Annotated in this window: 18 protein-coding genes; 13 read left to right on the forward strand and 5 right to left on the reverse strand. The window is 59.6% G+C overall.

The annotated features are described in order from the left end of the window. The first annotated feature begins 27 nt into the window (after positions 1–27). The 3 genes from thiE to H7698_RS22395 all read left to right on the forward strand — a co-directional run bounded on the left by thiE (position 28) and on the right by H7698_RS22395 (position 2,726). Complete coding sequence (gene thiE / locus H7698_RS22385; protein ID WP_194692850.1) at positions 28–651, forward strand: thiamine phosphate synthase; 624 nt, start codon at positions 28–30, stop codon at positions 649–651. A gap of 17 nt (positions 652–668) precedes the next feature. Next, on the forward strand, positions 669–1,952 hold the full coding sequence (hemL, locus tag H7698_RS22390) for a glutamate-1-semialdehyde 2,1-aminomutase (protein ID WP_194692851.1): 1,284 nt from the start codon (positions 669–671) through the stop codon (positions 1,950–1,952). A 225-nt stretch (positions 1,953–2,177) separates the two neighbouring features. Beyond that, entirely contained in the window at positions 2,178–2,726 is a 549-nt protein-coding gene (locus tag H7698_RS22395; protein WP_194692852.1) for a tetratricopeptide repeat protein, read from the forward strand. Positions 2,727–2,789: 63 nt separating this feature from the next. On the opposite strand, the gene H7698_RS22400 is transcribed toward H7698_RS22395, so the two are convergent. Next, entirely contained in the window at positions 2,790–3,119 is a 330-nt protein-coding gene (locus H7698_RS22400; protein WP_007894425.1) for a DUF1820 family protein, read from the reverse strand. A 135-nt stretch (positions 3,120–3,254) separates the two neighbouring features. On the opposite strand from H7698_RS22400, the gene miaB reads away from it, so the two are divergent. The 5 genes from miaB to lnt all read left to right on the forward strand — a co-directional run bounded on the left by miaB (position 3,255) and on the right by lnt (position 8,679). Continuing rightward, entirely contained in the window at positions 3,255–4,583 is a 1,329-nt protein-coding gene (gene miaB / locus H7698_RS22405) for a tRNA (N6-isopentenyl adenosine(37)-C2)-methylthiotransferase MiaB (protein WP_194692853.1), read from the forward strand. 227 nt (positions 4,584–4,810) lie between these two features. Further along, on the forward strand, positions 4,811–5,815 hold the full coding sequence (locus H7698_RS22410) for a PhoH family protein (RefSeq protein ID WP_162439942.1): 1,005 nt from the start codon (positions 4,811–4,813) through the stop codon (positions 5,813–5,815). After that, positions 5,808–6,302 carry an rRNA maturation RNase YbeY gene (ybeY, locus tag H7698_RS22415; RefSeq protein ID WP_194692854.1) on the forward strand — a complete coding sequence of 165 codons (495 nt, stop codon included), beginning with the start codon at positions 5,808–5,810 and terminating at the stop codon, positions 6,300–6,302. The genes H7698_RS22410 and ybeY overlap by 8 nt, the downstream gene beginning before the upstream one ends. A gap of 5 nt (positions 6,303–6,307) precedes the next feature. After that, positions 6,308–7,147, forward strand: a complete 840-nt coding sequence (locus H7698_RS22420) for an HlyC/CorC family transporter (RefSeq protein ID WP_045062079.1) — start codon at positions 6,308–6,310, stop codon at positions 7,145–7,147. Positions 7,148–7,155: 8 nt separating this feature from the next. Further along, positions 7,156–8,679 carry an apolipoprotein N-acyltransferase gene (lnt, locus tag H7698_RS22425; protein WP_194692855.1) on the forward strand — a complete coding sequence of 508 codons (1,524 nt, stop codon included), beginning with the start codon at positions 7,156–7,158 and terminating at the stop codon, positions 8,677–8,679. 74 nt (positions 8,680–8,753) lie between these two features. On the opposite strand, the gene H7698_RS22430 is transcribed toward lnt, so the two are convergent. Next, entirely contained in the window at positions 8,754–9,515 is a 762-nt protein-coding gene (locus tag H7698_RS22430; RefSeq protein WP_194692856.1) for a YdcF family protein, read from the reverse strand. 119 nt (positions 9,516–9,634) lie between these two features. Beyond that, entirely contained in the window at positions 9,635–9,955 is a 321-nt protein-coding gene (locus tag H7698_RS22435; RefSeq protein WP_194692857.1) for a hypothetical protein, read from the reverse strand. Positions 9,956–10,234: 279 nt separating this feature from the next. Here H7698_RS22435 and leuS point away from each other — a divergent pair, with 279 nt between their 5' ends. The 5 genes from leuS (at position 10,235) to H7698_RS22460 (ending at position 16,357) form a co-directional block, all read left to right on the forward strand. Next, positions 10,235–12,841: a leucine--tRNA ligase gene (leuS, locus tag H7698_RS22440; protein ID WP_194692858.1), complete on the forward strand. Its 2,607-nt coding sequence runs from the start codon at positions 10,235–10,237 to the stop codon at positions 12,839–12,841. Positions 12,842–12,929: 88 nt separating this feature from the next. After that, positions 12,930–13,535, forward strand: coding sequence for an LPS-assembly lipoprotein LptE (locus tag H7698_RS22445; protein WP_194692859.1), 606 nt, complete (start codon positions 12,930–12,932; stop codon positions 13,533–13,535). A 38-nt stretch (positions 13,536–13,573) separates the two neighbouring features. After that, positions 13,574–14,611 (forward strand): DNA polymerase III subunit delta, encoded by a 1,038-nt coding sequence (holA, locus tag H7698_RS22450; RefSeq protein ID WP_162439935.1) that lies wholly within the window; start codon positions 13,574–13,576, stop codon positions 14,609–14,611. Between the two features lie 196 nt (positions 14,612–14,807). Continuing rightward, the gene (gene arfA / locus H7698_RS22455) at positions 14,808–14,972 is read left to right on the forward strand and encodes an alternative ribosome rescue factor ArfA (protein WP_094470475.1); all 165 of its coding nucleotides are present in this window, start codon (positions 14,808–14,810) and stop codon (positions 14,970–14,972) included. A 62-nt stretch (positions 14,973–15,034) separates the two neighbouring features. Further along, positions 15,035–16,357 (forward strand): lytic murein transglycosylase, encoded by a 1,323-nt coding sequence (locus tag H7698_RS22460; protein WP_194692860.1) that lies wholly within the window; start codon positions 15,035–15,037, stop codon positions 16,355–16,357. Between the two features lie 121 nt (positions 16,358–16,478). On the opposite strand, the gene H7698_RS22465 is transcribed toward H7698_RS22460, so the two are convergent. Together H7698_RS22465 and lipA are read right to left on the reverse strand one after the other, a co-directional pair. After that, a complete protein-coding gene (locus tag H7698_RS22465) occupies positions 16,479–17,429 on the reverse strand; it encodes a S66 peptidase family protein (protein WP_194692861.1) in 951 nt (316 codons plus the stop codon). Between the two features lie 177 nt (positions 17,430–17,606). Continuing rightward, complete coding sequence (lipA, locus tag H7698_RS22470; protein WP_442966318.1) at positions 17,607–18,632, reverse strand: lipoyl synthase; 1,026 nt, start codon at positions 18,630–18,632, stop codon at positions 17,607–17,609.

Below are 18,632 nucleotides of genomic sequence, written 5' to 3' on the forward strand. Positions count from 1 at the left end.
GGTTAGTAATGCGGTGAGGCTTGTCCGATGAAATTACGTGGCCTTTACGCCATTACCGACAGCCAGTTGCTGGCCGGGAAATTCCTGTCGTATGTGGAGGCGGCGCTGGAAGGCGGCGTCACCTTGCTGCAGTACCGTGACAAGAGCAGCGACGAGGCCCGCCGTCTGCGTGAGGCCGAAGCCCTGCGCGACCTGTGCGATCGCTACAAGACCCGGCTGATCATCAATGACGATGCCGAATTGGCTGCGCGCCTGAACGTCGGCGTCCACCTGGGACAGACCGACGGCCCGCTGACCCCGGCCCGCGCCCTGCTGGGTCGTTCGGCGATCATTGGTTCGACGTGTCATGCCCAGCTCGATCTTGCCGAACAAGCGGCCAAGGAAGGCGCCAGTTACGTCGCCTTCGGCCGCTTTTTCAACTCCAGTACCAAACCCGGCGCGCCGGCGTGCGATCTCGAACTGCTCGACCAGGCCCGCAGCAAACTGCACCTGCCGATCTGCGTCATCGGCGGTATCACCCTGGAAAACGCCGCGCCATTGGTTGCCCACGGGGCCGATTTGCTGGCGGTCGTTCACGGTCTGTTTGGTGCCGAGAATACGGCGCAAGTGACCCGCCGCGCCCGCGCCTTTAACGAATTGTTCAAATCCTGATTTTTGAGAGCCCGATCATGTCTCGTTCCGAAACCCTGTTTGCCAACGCCCAGAAACACATTCCCGGCGGCGTGAATTCGCCTGTTCGCGCGTTCAAGAGCGTGGGTGGCACGCCACTGTTTTTCAAACACGCTGAAGGCGCCTACGTCACTGACGAAGACGACAAGCGTTATGTGGATTACGTCGGTTCCTGGGGCCCGATGATTCTCGGCCACAGCCACCCTGACGTGCTGGACGCCGTGCGCAAGCAACTTGAACACGGGCTTTCCTACGGCGCACCGACCGAAATGGAAACCCAGATGGCTGATCTGGTGTGCTCGCTCGTGCCGTCGATGGAAATGGTGCGCATGGTCAGCTCCGGCACCGAAGCGACCATGAGCGCGATTCGCCTGGCCCGTGGTTTCACCGGTCGCGACAGCATCATCAAGTTTGAAGGCTGCTATCACGGCCACTCCGACAGCTTGCTGGTAAAAGCCGGCTCCGGTGCGCTGACCCAAGGTGTGCCGAGCTCGGCCGGTGTGCCGGCAGCATTTGCCAAACACACACTCACCCTGCCGTTCAACGACATCGAAGCGGTCGAGACGATGCTCGCCGACGTCGGCCAGGACGTAGCGTGCATCATCGTCGAGCCGGTTGCCGGCAACATGAACTGCGTGCCTCCGGCCCCCGGTTTCCTCGAAGGCCTGCGCACATTGTGCGACAAGCACGGTGTGGTGCTGATTTTTGACGAAGTGATGACCGGTTTCCGCGTGGCCCTCGGCGGCGCGCAGGCGCACTACGGTGTCACGCCGGACCTGACGACCTTCGGCAAGATCATCGGCGGCGGCATGCCGGTGGGCTGCTTTGGCGGCAAGCGTGAAATCATGTCGCACATCGCACCGCTGGGCCCTGTGTATCAGGCCGGCACATTGTCGGGTAACCCGCTGGCGATGGCGGCCGGTTTGACCACCCTGCGCCTGATCAGCCGCCCTGGTTTCCACGCAGAATTGACTGACTACACCAGCCGTCTGCTCGATGGTCTGCAACAGCGCGCCGATGCAGCAGGCATTCCGTTCGTGACGACCCAGGCAGGTGGCATGTTTGGTCTGTACTTCAGCGGTGCCGACGACATCGTGACCTTCGATGATGTGATGGCCAGCGACGCGAAACTGTTCGGACGCTTCTTCCATCTGATGCTGGAAGGTGGTGTGTACCTGGCGCCGAGTGCATTCGAAGCCGGCTTCACCTCGATCGCTCATGGCGAAGCCGAGTTGAAACTGACGCTGGATGCCGCCGAACGCGCATTCGCTGCATTGAAATAACGCAGTGCCGCTGACGTTGGCGAGTGCCAGCGTCAGCTTTTACCTACATCCGTGCCCATTTTCCTACTCATCTGCCAGGAATCACCCATAAAGTGGGCGATATATTCCCCGTGCAGCAGAAAAACGAGTAAAGACTTTGTAAGGTTGGCCCTGCTTATTTCATAATGCGCGCTTATTGGATCCCCTCGATGGGTCCGCGTGCCCTTCAGAGGTAAGTCGATTCCCATGAACCGCACCGGCCGCGCCCTTGCATTGGGCTGCCTGTTGCTCCTTCAGCCCTTGCTTGTACAAGCAGGCGGCAACTCGTTGTTAATCCCAGCGATGGGTCGTTGCACCCTCAATACTCAGCCGCAAGATCTGGCACAGGCCCTCGCTGCCTGCCAGAAGGCGTCGGATGAAGGGGATGCGCAGGCACAATACGAGTTGGGTGAGTTCTACTACGACGGCAAAAATGCGCCGCGCGACCTCAATCAAGCCCTGAGCTATTTCGAAAAAGCCTCGCTGCAAGGCCATGCCCAGGCGCAATTCAAACTCGGCACCATGTTTTTCCACGGTGAAGGCGTGACGGCCAATAATGTTCAGGCGTATATCGTGCTGAAGATGGCGGCGGTCAATGGCGCAGAAGATGCGCTGGACACCGCGGATGAAGTGGCCGAGAAAATGCCGCGCGAAGAACTTGAGGTTGCCACTCAGGTGCTCGGGCAGATCTTTCGTAAATACCTGATGGAATTGCAAAGCGCGGACGGGCGTACGCCGTTTTCGCCGCTGCCTTGATCCCGACTCGACCATTGTGTTGAGGGGATTCTGTGACCAGAAGAGAGCTCTGTCAGCTTTCTGTTATTTCTCAGGCATCGGCATCGGGAACGGCATGACATTGCCGACCGCGCCGCGGGCTTCGCTGATTTTCGGCGTACCGAGACGTTCCACTTCATCGATGCGCACAATCGAGTGCATCGGCACAAAACTGCGAACTACACCCTCGAACTGAGCCTTGAGCTTCTCTTCGCTCGGATCGACGACCACTTGCGTGCGCTCGCCAAAGACGAATTCTTCCACTTCCAGGAAGCCCCACAGATCACTTTGATAGATCTGCTTGGCATACATTTCGTACACCTGGCCCTGGTTAAGAAAAATCACCTTGTAGATTGGAGCTTCACGTTTGGTCATGGCGGGCGAGCAACACATCGGGGGATAAAAATGAGGGCGCGAACTATAGCATAGCCGCCGGACGCACAGCGGTAGGAACCTTGGAACATGTTCCCTATAATGCGCGGTTCTTTGAATCACGTGATGACTCTGTCCATGGCCAAGAAGCTTTACATCGAAACCCACGGTTGCCAGATGAACGAGTACGACAGCTCGCGCATGGTCGACTTGCTGGGCGAACACCAGGCCCTGGAAGTCACCGCTCGCGCTGAAGATGCCGACGTGATCCTGCTGAACACCTGCTCCATTCGCGAACGCGCCCAGGATCGGGTGTATTCCCAGCTCGGCCGCTGGCGCGAACTCAAACTGGCCAACCCGGACATGGTGATCGCCGTCGGCGGTTGCGTGGCCAGTCAGGAAGGCGCCGCCATCCGCGATCGCGCGCCGTACGTCGACGTGGTGTTCGGCCCGCAAACACTGCACCGTTTGCCGGAAATGATCGACGCCGCGCGCGCCACCAAGCTCCCGCAAGTTGATGTCTCGTTCCCGGAAATTGAAAAATTCGACCATTTGCCCGAGCCACGCATTGATGGCCCGAGCGCTTATGTGTCGGTGATGGAAGGCTGCAGCAAGTACTGCACGTTCTGCGTCGTGCCTTATACACGCGGCGAAGAAGTCAGCCGCCCGTTCGACGACGTGATTGCCGAGATCATCCACCTCGCCGAGAACGGCGTGCGCGAAGTGACCCTGCTGGGTCAGAACGTCAACGGCTACCGTGGCAACACCCATGATGGTCGCCTGGCTGATCTGGCCGAGTTGATTCGGGTTGTCGCCGCTGTCGATGGCATCGATCGCATCCGCTACACCACCTCGCACCCGCTGGAATTCTCCGACAGCCTGATCCAGGCCCACGCCGATGTCCCGGAACTGGTGAAACACCTGCATTTGCCGGTGCAATCGGGTTCCGACCGGATTCTCTCGGCGATGAAGCGCAACCACACGGCGCTGGAGTACAAGTCCAAGCTGCGCAAACTGCGCGCGGCCGTGCCGGGAATCTGCATCAGTTCGGACTTTATCGTCGGTTTCCCGGGCGAGACCGAAAAAGACTTCGAACAGACCATGAAGCTGATTGAAGACGTCGGTTTCGACTTCTCCTACTCGTTCGTCTATAGCCAGCGTCCGGGCACCCCGGCCGCTGATCTGGCGGACGAGACCCCGGAAGCGCTGAAGAAAGAACGCCTGAATGCGCTGCAACATCGCCTGAACCAGCAAGGTTTCGAGATCAGCCGACAGATGGTCGGTTCGATCCAGCGGATCCTGGTGACCGATTACTCGAAAAAAGACCCTGGCGAGCTGCAAGGCCGGACCGAGAATAACCGGATCGTCAACTTCCGCTGCGACAATCCAACCTTGATCGGCCAGTTCGCCGACGTGCACATCGATGCCGCGCAGCCGCACTCGCTGCGGGGCTCGTTGATTCAATAGCACCGCACGAATTTGCGGGACGAACTTTGTGTGGCGAGGGGATTTATCCCCGTTGGGCTGCGCAGCAGCCCCAAAAAACAGGACTGCTACGCAGCCCAACGGGGATAAAATCCCCTCGCCACAGTCAAAGCGTCAAAATCAGGCGCCTATTTAAGAGCTTTCGCACCTGCTCCACTGGCGTTATCCTTGATTTCATCTTAATTGCCCCAGGGCGGCTAAATACGACCTTGAACGCACCCATCGAACCACATCGTTTCATGCTCGAGCCCTTTGAGGCTCGCCGCTTCGCCAATCTGTGCGGGCAATTCGACGAGCATTTGCGCTTGATCGAACAGCGCCTGACCATCGAGATCCGCAACCGCGGAAACCAGTTCGAACTGATCGGCGACCCCAAGCACACCACCTCCGCGGAAAACCTCCTGCGCCGCCTGTACCGGGAAACCAAAGGTACCGAGCTGTCGCCGGACATGGTTCACCTGTTCCTGCAGGAATCGGCCGTCGAAGAGCTGGACAACGTTTCCCCGTCCGAACCCTCCGTCGCCCTGCGTACCAAGAAAGGCATGATTCGCCCTCGCGGCTTGAATCAGCTGCGCTACGTGAAGGAAATTCTCGGTAACGACATCAATTTCGGCATCGGCCCCGCCGGTACCGGCAAGACTTATCTGGCCGTTGCCTGCGCGGTAGACGCGCTGGAACGCGAGCAGATCCGCCGCATTTTGCTGGTGCGTCCGGCGGTTGAAGCGGGCGAAAAGCTCGGTTTCCTGCCCGGCGACCTGTCGCAGAAAATCGATCCGTACCTGCGCCCGCTCTACGACGCACTCTACGAAATGCTCGGCTTCGAACACGTCGCCAAGCTGATCGAGCGCCAGGTGATCGAAGTTGCACCGCTGGCTTACATGCGCGGCCGGACCCTGAACAACAGCTTCATCATTCTCGATGAAAGCCAGAACACCACCGTCGAGCAGATGAAGATGTTCCTGACGCGGATCGGTTTCGGCTCGACGGCGGTCATTACCGGTGACATCACCCAGGTCGACCTGCCGAAAGGCACCAAGTCCGGGCTGCACCATGTCATCGAAGTGTTGAAAGACGTTCCGGGCATCAGCTTCACCCATTTCAAGCCCAAAGACGTAGTGCGCCATCCATTGGTGCAACGCATCGTCGAAGCCTACGAGCGCTTCGAAAATCGCGTGGCCGACGAAGCCCCCAAGGACAGCCGCCGCGATGCTTGAGCTTGATCTGCAACTGGCTACCCAAGCGTCTGCCCCGAGCGAAGCCGAGTTCCGCCAATGGTGCGAACTGGCCCTGCGCCTGCGCACAGCCGACTCGGAAATGACCATTCGCCTGGTCGATGAAGAAGAAGCGCGGGAGCTCAACCACACCTGGCGGCAAAAGGATTACGCCACCAACGTCTTGTCGTTTCCGGCCGATGTGCCAGACGAATTCCTCGACATTCCACTGCTGGGCGATCTGGTGATCTGCGTGGCGGTGGTCGAGCGCGAAGCGGCTGAACAAGGCAAGGAACTAAAGGCCCACTGGGCGCATCTGGTAATTCATGGCTGCTTGCATCTACTCGGTTACGACCATATAGATGACGACGAAGCCGAAGAAATGGAAGCACTGGAACGAACGTTGCTTGCCGAACTGGGTCATCCGGACCCATACGCGGACGACGAAATTGAAACATCCCCTATCGTTACAACAAAGGATTCAGAGTAATCGCTATGAGCGAAGATCGATCGAGCAACGGGCAGAAGTCATGGCTGGGTAAGCTCACCCAGGCTTTTGCCCACGAGCCGAAAAACCGTCAGGAGCTGCTTGAGCTACTGCGCGATGCACACCAAAACAAGTTGCTGGACAGCGAAGCGCTGGCCATTGTCGAAGGCGCCATTCAGGTGGCTGACCTGCAAGTACGGGACATCATGGTTCCGCGCTCGCAGATGATCAGCATCAAGGCGACCCAGACCCCTCGCGAGTTCCTGCCTGCCGTGGTCGATTCGGCCCACTCCCGCTACCCGGTGATCGGCGAAAGCCACGATGACGTGATGGGCGTGTTGCTGGCCAAGGACTTGCTGCCGCTGATCCTCAAGGAGAACGGCGACAGCTTCAACATCAAGGACCTGCTGCGCCCGGCCACGTTCGTGCCAGAGTCCAAGCGCCTGAATGTGCTGCTGCGTGAGTTCCGCGCCAACCACAACCACATGGCCATCGTCATTGACGAATACGGCGGCGTGGCCGGTCTGGTGACCATCGAAGACGTGCTGGAACAGATCGTCGGCGACATCGAAGACGAGCACGACGTCGAAGAAGACAGCTACATCAAGCCGCTGCCAAGCGGTGATTTCCTGATCAAGGCCCTGACGCCGATCGAGAACTTCAACGAGTTCTTCGACAGCGAATTCTCCGACGACGAGTTCGACACCGTCGGCGGTTTGGTGATGAGCGCGTTCGGGCACTTGCCTAAACGCAACGAAATCACTGAGATCGGCCCTTATCGCTTCCGCATCCTGAATGCCGACAGCCGTCGGATTCATCTGCTTCGCCTGACGCCCATTGCCCGTTAAGGAATGACATGCCCCGCGTAACCCGCCCCGGCTGGCCCGGTAACCTGCTGGCCGTGGTGGCCGGTGCACTGACTACCCTGGCCCTGGCGCCGTTTGATATCTGGCCGTTGGCGTTGCTGGCGGTCGGGTTCTTTTATGCCGGGTTACGCGAACTGAATCCCCGCCAGGCCTTGGGTCGTGGCTGGTGTTACGGTTTTGGCCTGTTTGGCGCCGGCACCAGCTGGATCTACTACAGCATTCACCACTTCGGTGGTGCTTCTGTGCTGCTCGCCGGCTTCCTGATGCTGATTTTCACGGCGGCCATTGCCTGGTTCTTCGCCCTGCCCGCCTGGATCTGGGCGCGCTGGCTGCGGCGTAACGAAGCGCCGCTGGCCGACGCACTGGCGTTCGCAGCGCTGTGGGTCGGCCAGGAAGCCTTTCGCGGCTGGTTCCTGACCGGTTTCCCGTGGCTCTATTCCGGTTACAGCCAGCTGGACGGCCCCTTGTCCGGACTTGCACCACTCGGTGGCATGTGGCTGATCTCGTTCACTCTGGCACTCACCGCCGCGCTCCTCTACAACGCGTTGCCGTTGGTTCGTACCGGACGCAAGGGCTTCATTGCTGCTGGCGCAGTGCTGCTGATTGGACCTTGGGTGGCGGGCATGGCGCTCAAGGAACACGCCTGGACCAGCCCCTCGGGCGCGCCGCTGACCGTGGCAGCAATTCAGGGCAACATCGAACAAAGCATGAAATGGGACCCTGCGCAGTTGAACGCGCAACTGGCCCTGTACCGCGACATGAGCCTCAGCTCCAAGCGCGTGGACCTGCTGATCTGGCCGGAAACGGCCGTCCCGGTGCTCAAGGAGTCCGCCGAGGGCTACCTCACCATGATGGGCAAGTTTGCGGCGGAACGTGATTCGGCGTTGATTACCGGCGTACCTATTCGCGAAGAAGTCCGGCACGAGAAACGCTTTTTCAACGGCATTACCGTGATCGGCGAAGGCGACGGTACGTACCTGAAGCAGAAGCTCGTGCCATTTGGCGAATACGTACCGCTTCAGGACGTGCTGCGCGGCCTGATCGCTTTCTTCGACCTGCCGATGTCCGACTTCGCCCGAGGCCCGGCTGATCAGGCTCTGTTGCAGGCGAAGGGCTATCAGATTGCCCCGTTCATTTGTTACGAAGTGGTGTACCCGGACTTCGCCGCCAGCCTTTCGGCGCGCAGCGATCTGCTGCTGACCATCAGCAACGACACCTGGTTCGGCACGTCAATCGGCCCGCTGCAACACTTGCAGATGGCGCAGATGCGCGCGTTGGAAGCCGGCCGCTGGATGATCCGTGCGACGAACAACGGCGTGACTGGCTTGATCAATCCGTTTGGCCAGATCACCGCTCAGATCCCGCAATTCGAACGCGGCATCCTGTACGGCGAAGTGGTGCCGATGCACAACCTGACGCCGTATTTGCAATGGCGCTCGTGGCCACTGGTCATCGTCTGCGTGCTGTTGTTTGGTTGGGCGTTGATTGCGAGCCGGATAGCCAAGACCGTCTGAGACTGCTGAGCATTTGTGGCGAGGGGATTTATCCCCGCTGTGCAGCAGGCCCATTTCAGGGCTGCTGCGCAACCCTATCGGTAAAACAACGAATACCCCACCTGCCCCACCGCCTCGTTCATCAACTGGCCGCTCTGCCAGATCGACTTGAACTCCGGCATCCAGCCGCCCAACGGTCGGGCATTGTCGCCGCCCAGAAACCCAACCGGCGCCGGCACTACCTCAAACCCGGCCTTCTCAAAACTCCAGACCGATCGCGGCATGTGGGCAGCTTGAGTCACGACCACCACGCGCTTGATGCCCTGCGGTAATAAAACCTGCGCACTCAGCTGCGCGTTCTCCCAAGTGGTGCGGCTACGCCCTTCCTGCCAACGCACAGTCACGCCGAAATCATCCAATAACGAATCGGCCATCATTTTGGCTTCACTGGGTGGTGTGCCGTAGTGCAAGCCGCCACTGGTCAGAATCGGCAGCCCCGAGGCCTTGGCAAGTCGCGCCGCATAACGCTCACGCTCCAGCCCAATGCCCGTAGGTTGATCCGAGCCCCAAGCCGGATCACCCCTTTCGCGCCCCGAACCCAGCACCACGATGGCGTCCGCTCGCTGCCCAAGCGTCGCCCATTCATCGCGAGCCAATGGGGGCACTCGCTCCAGGGCATTCGCGCTCCATTGCACAACGACCGGCAAGCTCATCAACCAGAAACCGCCAAGGCCCAGTGCAAAACACACGCCGGCAAGGCGCGGTCTAGAGCGGCGGAACCACCAGGCAAGCGCCAGCAACAGCAGAAGAATGCCGGGCGGCAGCAGAAGTTGTTTCACAAAATAACGAAAAGGCATCGAGCATCTCCAAAGATGCCCGAAGCCTAAGTGCGTTGACGCCTTGCGACAACATATTCGAAAGGACTGTGCGTTGAACTACAGTTGAAAAAGCAGTCGGGACATCGTCTCAAGTGCCCTTATTTGAATTGCAGTGACCGGACCTTTACCGCGTCCCTGCCAGGTGCCTTGTCCTTGAGCCAGATGATCTTGGCCGAACGTGGTGCGTCGAGTTGCTTCACTGCATCTGACAAGCATCCCTGTGTTTCACGTTCACTACGGTCCAGATACGCTTTGACCAGTGCAAACTCTGCAGGACTCAGGCCACGTAGTTCCAACTCCATGGGGCGCTCATCGCGCAGCCGGTTAGCAGTTTTTGCCGCGTCCAGGGCCATCCCCAGACGATCGATCAGTCTTTCATACAGCTCTGGTTTTGTGACTTTCCGCTGTGACTCAACCATCCCTCACCTCATTGAAGATAAGTCTTGCTCCCCATTTAGAGCTTAGCTTCCATGATCAAACCAGCTGAGTGCTGCGACCAACGGCCCTCGCAGCGTGTTTCGCAAGACCTGCGGCAGCAATCAGGGTTTCCCTCGGTAGAGCGCGGTCATGTATGCTACGGCGCTTCCTGTAACTCCACTTCCAGCTCGTCTGGACACCGAAACGCCGATTTGGCGTGCTCACCGTCCAGCGTCGCATTGAAGAGGATTAGGCCACCCCTATTCAGTTCAAAAGTAGCCATGCACGAACAATATCAGCCCCGTGAAATCGAAGCCGCCGCCCAGTCGTTCTGGGACGAGCAAAAGTCCTTTGAAGTCAGTGAACAGCCAGGCAAGGAGACGTTCTATTGCCTGTCGATGTTCCCTTACCCCAGCGGCAAGCTACACATGGGGCATGTGCGCAACTACACCATCGGCGACGTGATCTCCCGCTATCAGCGCATGCAAGGCAAGAACGTCCTGCAACCCATGGGTTGGGACGCCTTCGGCATGCCGGCAGAAAACGCCGCCATGAAGAACAACGTAGCGCCCGCCAAGTGGACCTACGAAAACATCGCCTACATGAAAACCCAGCTGCGCAGCCTGGGCCTGGCGGTGGACTGGTCCCGTGAAGTGACCACCTGCAAGCCGGATTACTACCGCTGGGAACAATGGCTGTTCACCCGCCTGTTCGAAAAAGGCGTGATCTACAAGAAAAGCGGCACCGTGAACTGGGACCCGGTCGACCAGACCGTTCTGGCCAACGAGCAAGTGATCGACGGTCGCGGCTGGCGTTCCGGCGCGCTGATCGAAAAGCGCGAAATTCCGATGTACTACTTCAAGATCACCGCGTATGCGGATGAGCTGCTGGAGAGCCTCGACGATCTGCCGGGCTGGCCTGAACAGGTCAAGACCATGCAGCGCAACTGGATCGGCAAGTCCCGCGGCATGGAAGTGCAGTTCCCGTACAACGTCGATTCCATCGGCGAAGCCGGTACGCTGAAAGTCTTCACCACCCGTCCAGACACCCTGATGGGCGCGACTTACGTGGCCGTGGCCGCCGAACACCCGTTGGCCACCCTGGCCGCGCAGAACAACCCTGAGCTGCAAGCGTTTATCGCTGAATGCAAAGGCGGCAGTGTGGCCGAGGCCGACGTTGCAACCCAGGAAAAGAAAGGCCAGCCGACCTCGCTGTTCGTCGAGCACCCGCTGACCGGTGAGAAACTCCCGGTGTGGGTCGCCAACTATGTGCTGATGCACTACGGCGATGGCGCAGTAATGGCGGTACCGGCTCACGACGAACGCGATTTCGAGTTCGCCACCAAGTACAACCTGCCGATCAAATCCGTGGTTCGCACCAGCTCCGGCGATACCAACCCGGCACCTTGGCAGGACGCGTACGGTGAGCACGGCACGCTGATCAATTCCGGCGAGTTCGACGGCCTCGACTTCGCAGGCGCTTTCGACGCCATCGAAGTTGCGCTGATCAAGAAAGAACTCGGCGCCTCGCGCACCCAGTTCCGCCTGCGTGACTGGGGCATCAGCCGCCAGCGCTACTGGGGTTGCCCGATTCCGATCATCCACTGCAAAACCTGCGGTGATGTACCGGTCCCGGAAGACCAGCTGCCGGTCGTACTGCCAGAAGACGTCGTTCCGGACGGCGCCGGTTCGCCACTGGCGCGCATGCCCGAGTTCTACGAGTGCCAGTGCCCGAAATGTGGCGCACCGGCCAAGCGTGAAACCGACACCATGGACACCTTCGTCGAGTCCTCGTGGTACTACGCCCGCTACGCCTCGCCGCACTATGAAGGCGGCCTGGTGGAGAAGTCCGCAGCTGACCACTGGTTGCCAGTGGATCAGTACATCGGCGGTATCGAACACGCGATTCTTCACCTGCTCTACGCGCGCTTCTTCCACAAGCTGATGCGCGACGAAGGCCTGGTGAGCTCCAACGAGCCGTTCAAGAATCTGCTGACCCAAGGCATGGTGATCGCCGAGACTTACTACCGTCGCGAAGCCAACGGTGCTTACACCTGGTTCAACCCGGCGGACGTCGAACTCGAGCGCGACAGCAAGGCCAAGGTGATTAGCGCCAAGCTGATCGCAGACGGTCTGCCGGTGGAAATCGGCGGCACCGAGAAGATGGCCAAGTCCAAGAACAACGGCGTCGACCCACAGTCGATGATTGACCAGTTCGGCGCAGACACCTGCCGCCTGTTCATGATGTTCGCCTCGCCACCTGACATGAGCGCGGAATGGTCCGACTCCGGCGTGGAAGGCTCGCACCGCTTCCTCAAGCGCGTCTGGCGTCTGGCTCAAGCGCACGTTACCCAGGGCCTGCCGGGCAAACTGGACGTTGCCAGCCTGAACGACGAACAGAAAGCCGTTCGCCGCTCGATCCACCTGGCCATCAAGCAAGCCAGCCACGACGTCGGCCAGAACCACAAATTCAACACGGCCATCGCCCAGGTGATGACGCTGATGAACGTGCTGGAAAAAGCCGCACAAAGCACCGATCAGGATCGCGCTCTGGTTCACGAAGGTCTGGAAGCCGTGACGCTGCTGCTGGCTCCGATCACCCCGCACATCAGCCACGAGCTGTGGAATCAACTGGGTCACGCTGAACCCGTGATCGACGCTGGTTGGCCGGTGCTGGACGAGACCGCTTTGGTGCAGGACAGCCTGACGCTGGTGATCCAGGTCAACGGCAAGCTGCGTGGCCAGATCGAAATGCCGGCCAGCGCAACGCGCGAAGAAGTCGAAGCCGCTGCCCGTACGAATGAGAACGTGCTGCGCTTTGTCGACGGCCTGACCATTCGTAAAGTGATTGTCGTGCCCGGGAAACTGGTCAATATCGTCGCCAGCTAAATTGGATCAGGCGCCAGGTGAGCCTGGCGCCGAGTAAAACCTTTCGGGCCGCATGATCGGCCCACCTGGTTTCAAGGGGAGCAACAAGATGATCAAACGCAATTTGCTGGTGATGGGCCTGGCAGTCCTGTTGAGCGCCTGCGGTTTCCAGCTGCGCGGCACTGGCAACACTGAACTGGCGATCAAGGAGCTCGATCTGAGCGCCCGTAACGCTTACGGCCCAACCGTGACCCAATTGCGTCAGGTGCTTGAGGGCAGCGGCGTCAAAGTCGTCACCGGTGCACCCTACAAGCTGGTGCTGACCGATGAGCAGGAAACCCAGCGCATTCTCAGCTACGCCGGTGCCGGCCGTACTGGCGAGTATCAGCTGAGCACGGTGCTCAAATACGACATCCGTGGCCAGGGCGGCGTGGACCTGCTGAACGACAAGATCGAAGTGCAGAAAGTGTTCATCCACGACGGTAACAACCTGGTGGGTTCCGAACAGGAAGCCGACACTGCTCGCGTGGAAATGCGCCGCGACCTGGTCCAACGCATGATGGTTCGTCTGCAACAGCTCACGCCGGCTCAGCTGGATCAGCTGCAACAGACCGCCGACGCCAAAGCCAAGGCTGAAGCCGAGGCCATTGAAGCAGCACAGAAGGCTGAGGCGCAAACACCGCGCCAGTCGCCTCTCGAACTGCCTCAGCAGTAAGACTTACGGGGCGCTCCGGCGCCCCGTTCGCCTTTCCTATGAAACTCGCCCCCGCCCAACTCGGTAAACACCTGCAAGGCGCACTTGCGCCGGTCTACATCATCAGTGGCGATGACCCGCTGTTGTGCCAGGAAGCCGCCGACGCCATCCGTGCCGCTGCCCGCCAGCAAGGCTTCGACGAACGACAAGTGTTTGCCGCCGACGCCAGTTTCGACTGGGGGACGCTACTGCAAGCAGGCGCGAGCATGTCGCTGTTCGCTGAAAAGCGTTTGCTGGAGTTGCGCCTGCCCTCCGGCAAGCCTGGCGACAAAGGGGCTGCTGCCTTTATCGAATACTGCTCACGACCGGCTGAAGACACGGTATTGCTGATCAGCTTGCCGAAGCTCGATGGCAGTGCTCAGAAAACCAAGTGGGGCAAGGCGCTGGTCGAAGGTCAGCAGACCCAGTTCGTGCAGATCTGGCCAGTGGATGCCAATCAGCTACCAAGCTGGATACGTCAACGGTTGTCCCAGGCCGGGCTGTCTGCCAGCCAGGACGCCGTTGAGCTGATTGCTGCACGGGTCGAGGGCAACCTGTTGGCCGCGGCGCAGGAAATCGAGAAACTCAAGCTGATGGCCGAAGGTGGCCAGATCACTGTTGAAACCGTTCAGGCCGCAGTGGCTGACAGTGCGCGTTTTGACGTATTCGGCCTGACTGATGCGATTCTAAATGGCGAAGCCGCCCACGCTCTGCGCATGCTCGAAGGCCTTCGAGGCGAAGGCGTCGAACCACCGGTGATTCTCTGGGCCTTGGCTCGAGAGTTGCGTTTGCTGGCCAACCTGTCGCTGCAATACAGTCAGGGCGTGCCTTTGGACAAGGCGTTCAGCTCCGCCCGACCGCCCGTCTGGGACAAGCGCAAGCCACTGATGAGCAAAGCCCTGCAACGCTACTCGGCGCAACGCTGGGCGCAGCTGTTGCTGGAAGCGCAACGCATCGATGCGCAGATCAAAGGCCAGGCCGCTGGTTCGCCCTGGATGAGTTTGAGTCGGTTGTCTTTGTTGATGGCGGGTCAGCGGCTCACATTGCCTGCTGAATAAGATCAAAAGATCGTCCGAACGCGGCCCGAGCCTGCGGCAGCTCCTACAGGGTATGCAATCTCCTGTAGGAGGGGCCGCGGGCTGCGATCTTTTGACGTTTCTTCCTACACAAAACACATCCATTTGCACTATAGACACTGAACCGGCTTCGGCCGATGATTCGCCCCGCAAAACTCACTCAATTGCGAGAACCATCATGAGCAAAAAGCCATCAAAAAATGGCCCGAACAAGGCCAAATCCATCATCGCCCAGCCACTGTTCCGCAGCCGTCAGGAACGCGCCGGCAAGGGCAAAGGCAGCTACCGCCGCGAAGCCTTCCAGTCTAATAGCTGGGAGGCTTCTTACTTTCTGGCGGCCTGAAAGGCAAGCGCACGCTCAACATGTTAAGGTCTGCACCTGATTCGTATTCCCTGGACCTGTGCATGCCCCCTAGTCTTTCCCGTCGTTGGCACCTACGCCAATTGATTGCTGCCTCCAGCCTCGTACTGCTTGTCGCCTGCGCGGAAAAACCGACCGCCGCCGACGCCGAACCGCTTCAAACCCGTCCCGTAGCGACAGCCCCAGCGGTGATTCCTCCCGTTGTGCCGACCGGCGAAAACCTTGATATTCAGCCGACGCAGACCTTTGCCGAATGGCAAGCAGGTTTCCGCAAGGACGCACTGGCTGCCGGCATCCGCGCCGATCTTTTCGACCGCGCGTTCGCCAATGTCAGCCTGGACCCCAGCATCATCCGCGCCGATCGCAGCCAGCCCGAATTCTCCCGCCCCGTATGGGAATACCTTGATGGCGCCCTGTCGCCATTGCGTGTACGTAGAGGCCAGGCCCTGGTTGGCCAATACGCCGACATCTTGCAAAGCATCGAACAGCGTTACGGTGTCGATCGCCAGGCACTGGTCGCTGTGTGGGGCATGGAGAGTAACTTCGGGCAATTCCAGGGCAGCAAGTCAGTGATCAATTCCCTGGCGACGCTGGCCTATGAGGGGCGCCGTCCAGGTTTTGCTCACGCACAATTGATTGCTGCGCTGCAGATCCTGCAACAGGGCGATATCGAGCCAGACAAGATGCTCGGCTCGTGGGCCGGCGCCATGGGTCAGACCCAGTTCATCCCGACGACCTACAACACCCACGCCGTCGACTTCGATGGCGATGGTCGCCGCGACATCTGGGGCAGCCCCGCCGACGCCCTGGCATCGACCGCACATTACTTGCAAAGCTCCGGCTGGCAGAAAGGCCAGCCGTGGGGTTTTGAAGTGCAGCTGGCGAGCGGCTTCGACTACGTTCTGGCCGATGGCACGATTCGCAAGAGTGTCGCCGAATGGCTGCAGCTGGGTGTGACTTTACCTGGTGGTGCTCAGGCGCCAGCCGGCTCTGAACACCTGTCTGCCGCCCTGCTGCTACCGGCCGGTTATCGTGGCCCGGCGTTCCTGGTGCTCGACAACTTCCGCGCGATCCTCAAGTACAACAATTCGTCGTCCTACGCATTGGCGGTGAGCTTGTTGTCGGAACGCTTCAGCGGTGGGGGCCTGATCAGCGGGACTTGGCCGAAAGACGATTTGCCATTGAGCCGCACTGAGCGGATCGAATTGCAAAGCCTGTTGAGCGCGCAGAACTATGATGCGGGCACGGCTGACGGGATTATCGGTGCCAACACCCGCAAGGCGATTCGCAGTGCGCAACAGTCATTTGGCTGGCCGGCGGATGGGTATCCGACGCACAAGTTGCTGGAAGGGCTTCGCAACCGTTAAAAGCAACGCGGGCAAGCCTTGCTCCCACAATGGATCTACGCGGACCACAAACAGTGTGTTCACTTCAGATTATTGTGGGAGCAAGGCTTGCCTGCGATGACTGACTGTCAGGCGAAAAAACCTACCGTTTGACAACCACATCCTGCTCCAACACCAGTTCCTTGTTCCCCGCATCGAGCCTCACCAGAGCCCCCATTGGCAACGTCAGGTTCGGATCGCAATGCCCGCTGCGCCACCCGGCCAATACCGGAATCCGCAACGGTTCAAAGGTCTGCTTGAGCAAGCGTGCCAGCGCATCGGCGTCCACACCCGCCACATCCCCCACCAGAACCCCTCGAAGCTTGCCCAGCGTGCCTGCAAGGCGCAGGTGGGTGAGCAGTCGGTCGATGCGATAAAGCGGCTCATTGATGTCCTCGATGAACAGGATGACGCCTTCGGCATCAATCTCGTAAGGCGTGCCCATGGTCGCGGCAATCATCGACAGATTGCCCCCCAGCAAACGCCCGTGGGCGATGCCCGGCTCAATGGTTGTCAATGGGTTAGCCACCGGGTGCGCGAGCACGCTGCCAGCCTTTACCTGCCCTCTGAGCATGTTGAAAAACGAAGACTCGGTCGGCTTTTGCTTGTCACCCAACAAATCGGCATTCAGCAGCGGCCCATGAAACGTCACAAACCCGGCGTACCGACTGATCGCCAAATGCAGGGCGGTGATATCGCTGTAGCCTATGAATGGCTTGGCGTTATTGCGTAGCAACTCGAAATCAATCCGGTCGAGTAAGCGTGGCGTACCGTATCCACCACGAAGACAAACGATGGCATCGACTTCGCTGTCAGCGAACGCCGCATGCAAATCATTGAGCCGCACATCGTCGGTGCCAGCCAGGTAGCCATCCGTTTCATACACCCCTGCAAACACCCGCAGCGAATAACCGCGAGCGCGCATCCAGCCGATGGCTTTATCCGTATCCAGCCTCGCAGGGCCGGCGGGTGCAATAACGCCAATCAACCCTTGCGCTGGCAGCGCCGGGACAGGCGTGTGAGGAAAGAGAGTGTGGTGCGGTCTAGCGGTCATCCTTGAATCTCCCTGCGTGAACACATCAAACACACAGTAGTCAGGAACGGGGACAAACAGAAGAGGTTCGGTTGCCCCGAGGGTTGCGGGAAAAGGCAGCGGTCACTGTGAGACAGGCAAAAAAAGCCCGCAAGGCCGGATAAGCCATGCGGGCGTTTTATTTCTTGCACCGGCACATTACAAGGCGGCTATCAACTCGGCCTTAACCAGTTTCGCCTGCTCGTCGGCATGGTACGAAGAACGCACCAGCGGGCCGGAAGCGACGTTCTTGAAGCCCATCTTGTAACCTTCCTCGGCGAACCAGGCGAAGGTGTCCGGGTGCACGAAGCGCTCGACCGGCAAGTGGCTGCGGGACGGTTGCAGGTATTGGCCCAGGGTCAGCATGTCGATGTCGTGTTCGCGCATGCGCTTCATGACTTCGATGACTTCGTCGTCGGTCTCGCCCAGACCCAGCATCAAGCCGGACTTTGTCGGAATGTGCGGCATCATCTGCTTGAAGCGTTGCAGCAGGGTCAGCGACCACTGGTAGTCCGAACCCGGGCGCGCGGCCTTGTACAGGCGCGGTACGGTTTCCAGGTTGTGGTTGAACACATCCGGTGGCTCGGCAGCGGTGATTTCCAGCGCAACGTCCATGCGACCACGGTAATCGGGAACCAGTGTTTCAAGCTGTACGTTTGGCGACAGTTTGCGAATCTCGCGGATGCAGTCGGCAAAGTGCTGGGCACCGCCGTCACGCAGATCGTCGCGGTCTACAGAGGTGATCACCACATACTTCAGCTTCAGGTCGGCAATGGCGATGGCCAGGCTTTCCGGCTCGTTGACGTCCAATGGCTTCGGACGACCGTGGCCCACGTCGCAGAACGGGCAGCGACGGGTGCAGATGTCACCCATGATCATGAACGTCGCAGTGCCGCCGGAGAAGCACTCGCCCAGGTTCGGGCAGGACGCTTCTTCGCACACGCTGTGCAGCTTGTGTTTGCGCAGCAGGGCCTTGATACGGTCGACTTCCGGAGATACCGGGATGCGCACGCGAATCCAGTCAGGTTTCTTCGGCAGTTCGGTCGTCGGAATGATCTTTACCGGGATGCGTGCAACCTTCTCGGCGCCGCGCAGCTTAACGCCGGCTTCAACCTTGGCACGCGGGGCCGGGCGCTCGGTGACATCCAGCGTCGGGATCATGGTTTGCACTGCATCAGTAGTCAT

The sequence above is a fragment of the Pseudomonas sp. p50(2008) genome (assembly GCF_015351605.1).
GTDB lineage: Bacteria > Pseudomonadota > Gammaproteobacteria > Pseudomonadales > Pseudomonadaceae > Aquipseudomonas.

Bases quoted from the DNA above. Each gene is read 5' to 3' on its own strand.
- H7698_RS22460 (WP_194692860.1), top strand. From the start codon at position 15,035: ATGCCCCCTAGTCTTTCCCGTCGTTGGCACCTACGCCAATTGATTGCT.
- H7698_RS22430 (WP_194692856.1), bottom strand. From the start codon at position 9,515: ATGCCTTTTCGTTATTTTGTGAAACAACTTCTGCTGCCGCCCGGCATT.
- H7698_RS22395 (WP_194692852.1), top strand. From the start codon at position 2,178: ATGAACCGCACCGGCCGCGCCCTTGCATTGGGCTGCCTGTTGCTCCTT.
- lipA (WP_442966318.1), bottom strand. From the start codon at position 18,632: ATGACTACTGATGCAGTGCAAACCATGATCCCGACGCTGGATGTCACC.
- leuS (WP_194692858.1), top strand. From the start codon at position 10,235: ATGCACGAACAATATCAGCCCCGTGAAATCGAAGCCGCCGCCCAGTCG.
- H7698_RS22445 (WP_194692859.1), top strand. From the start codon at position 12,930: ATGATCAAACGCAATTTGCTGGTGATGGGCCTGGCAGTCCTGTTGAGC.
- H7698_RS22435 (WP_194692857.1), bottom strand. From the start codon at position 9,955: ATGGTTGAGTCACAGCGGAAAGTCACAAAACCAGAGCTGTATGAAAGA.
- thiE (WP_194692850.1), top strand. From the start codon at position 28: ATGAAATTACGTGGCCTTTACGCCATTACCGACAGCCAGTTGCTGGCC.
- hemL (WP_194692851.1), top strand. From the start codon at position 669: ATGTCTCGTTCCGAAACCCTGTTTGCCAACGCCCAGAAACACATTCCC.
- miaB (WP_194692853.1), top strand. From the start codon at position 3,255: ATGGCCAAGAAGCTTTACATCGAAACCCACGGTTGCCAGATGAACGAG.
- arfA (WP_094470475.1), top strand. From the start codon at position 14,808: ATGAGCAAAAAGCCATCAAAAAATGGCCCGAACAAGGCCAAATCCATC.
- holA (WP_162439935.1), top strand. From the start codon at position 13,574: ATGAAACTCGCCCCCGCCCAACTCGGTAAACACCTGCAAGGCGCACTT.
- ybeY (WP_194692854.1), top strand. From the start codon at position 5,808: ATGCTTGAGCTTGATCTGCAACTGGCTACCCAAGCGTCTGCCCCGAGC.
- lnt (WP_194692855.1), top strand. From the start codon at position 7,156: ATGCCCCGCGTAACCCGCCCCGGCTGGCCCGGTAACCTGCTGGCCGTG.
- H7698_RS22465 (WP_194692861.1), bottom strand. From the start codon at position 17,429: ATGACCGCTAGACCGCACCACACTCTCTTTCCTCACACGCCTGTCCCG.
- H7698_RS22400 (WP_007894425.1), bottom strand. From the start codon at position 3,119: ATGACCAAACGTGAAGCTCCAATCTACAAGGTGATTTTTCTTAACCAG.
- H7698_RS22420 (WP_045062079.1), top strand. From the start codon at position 6,308: ATGAGCGAAGATCGATCGAGCAACGGGCAGAAGTCATGGCTGGGTAAG.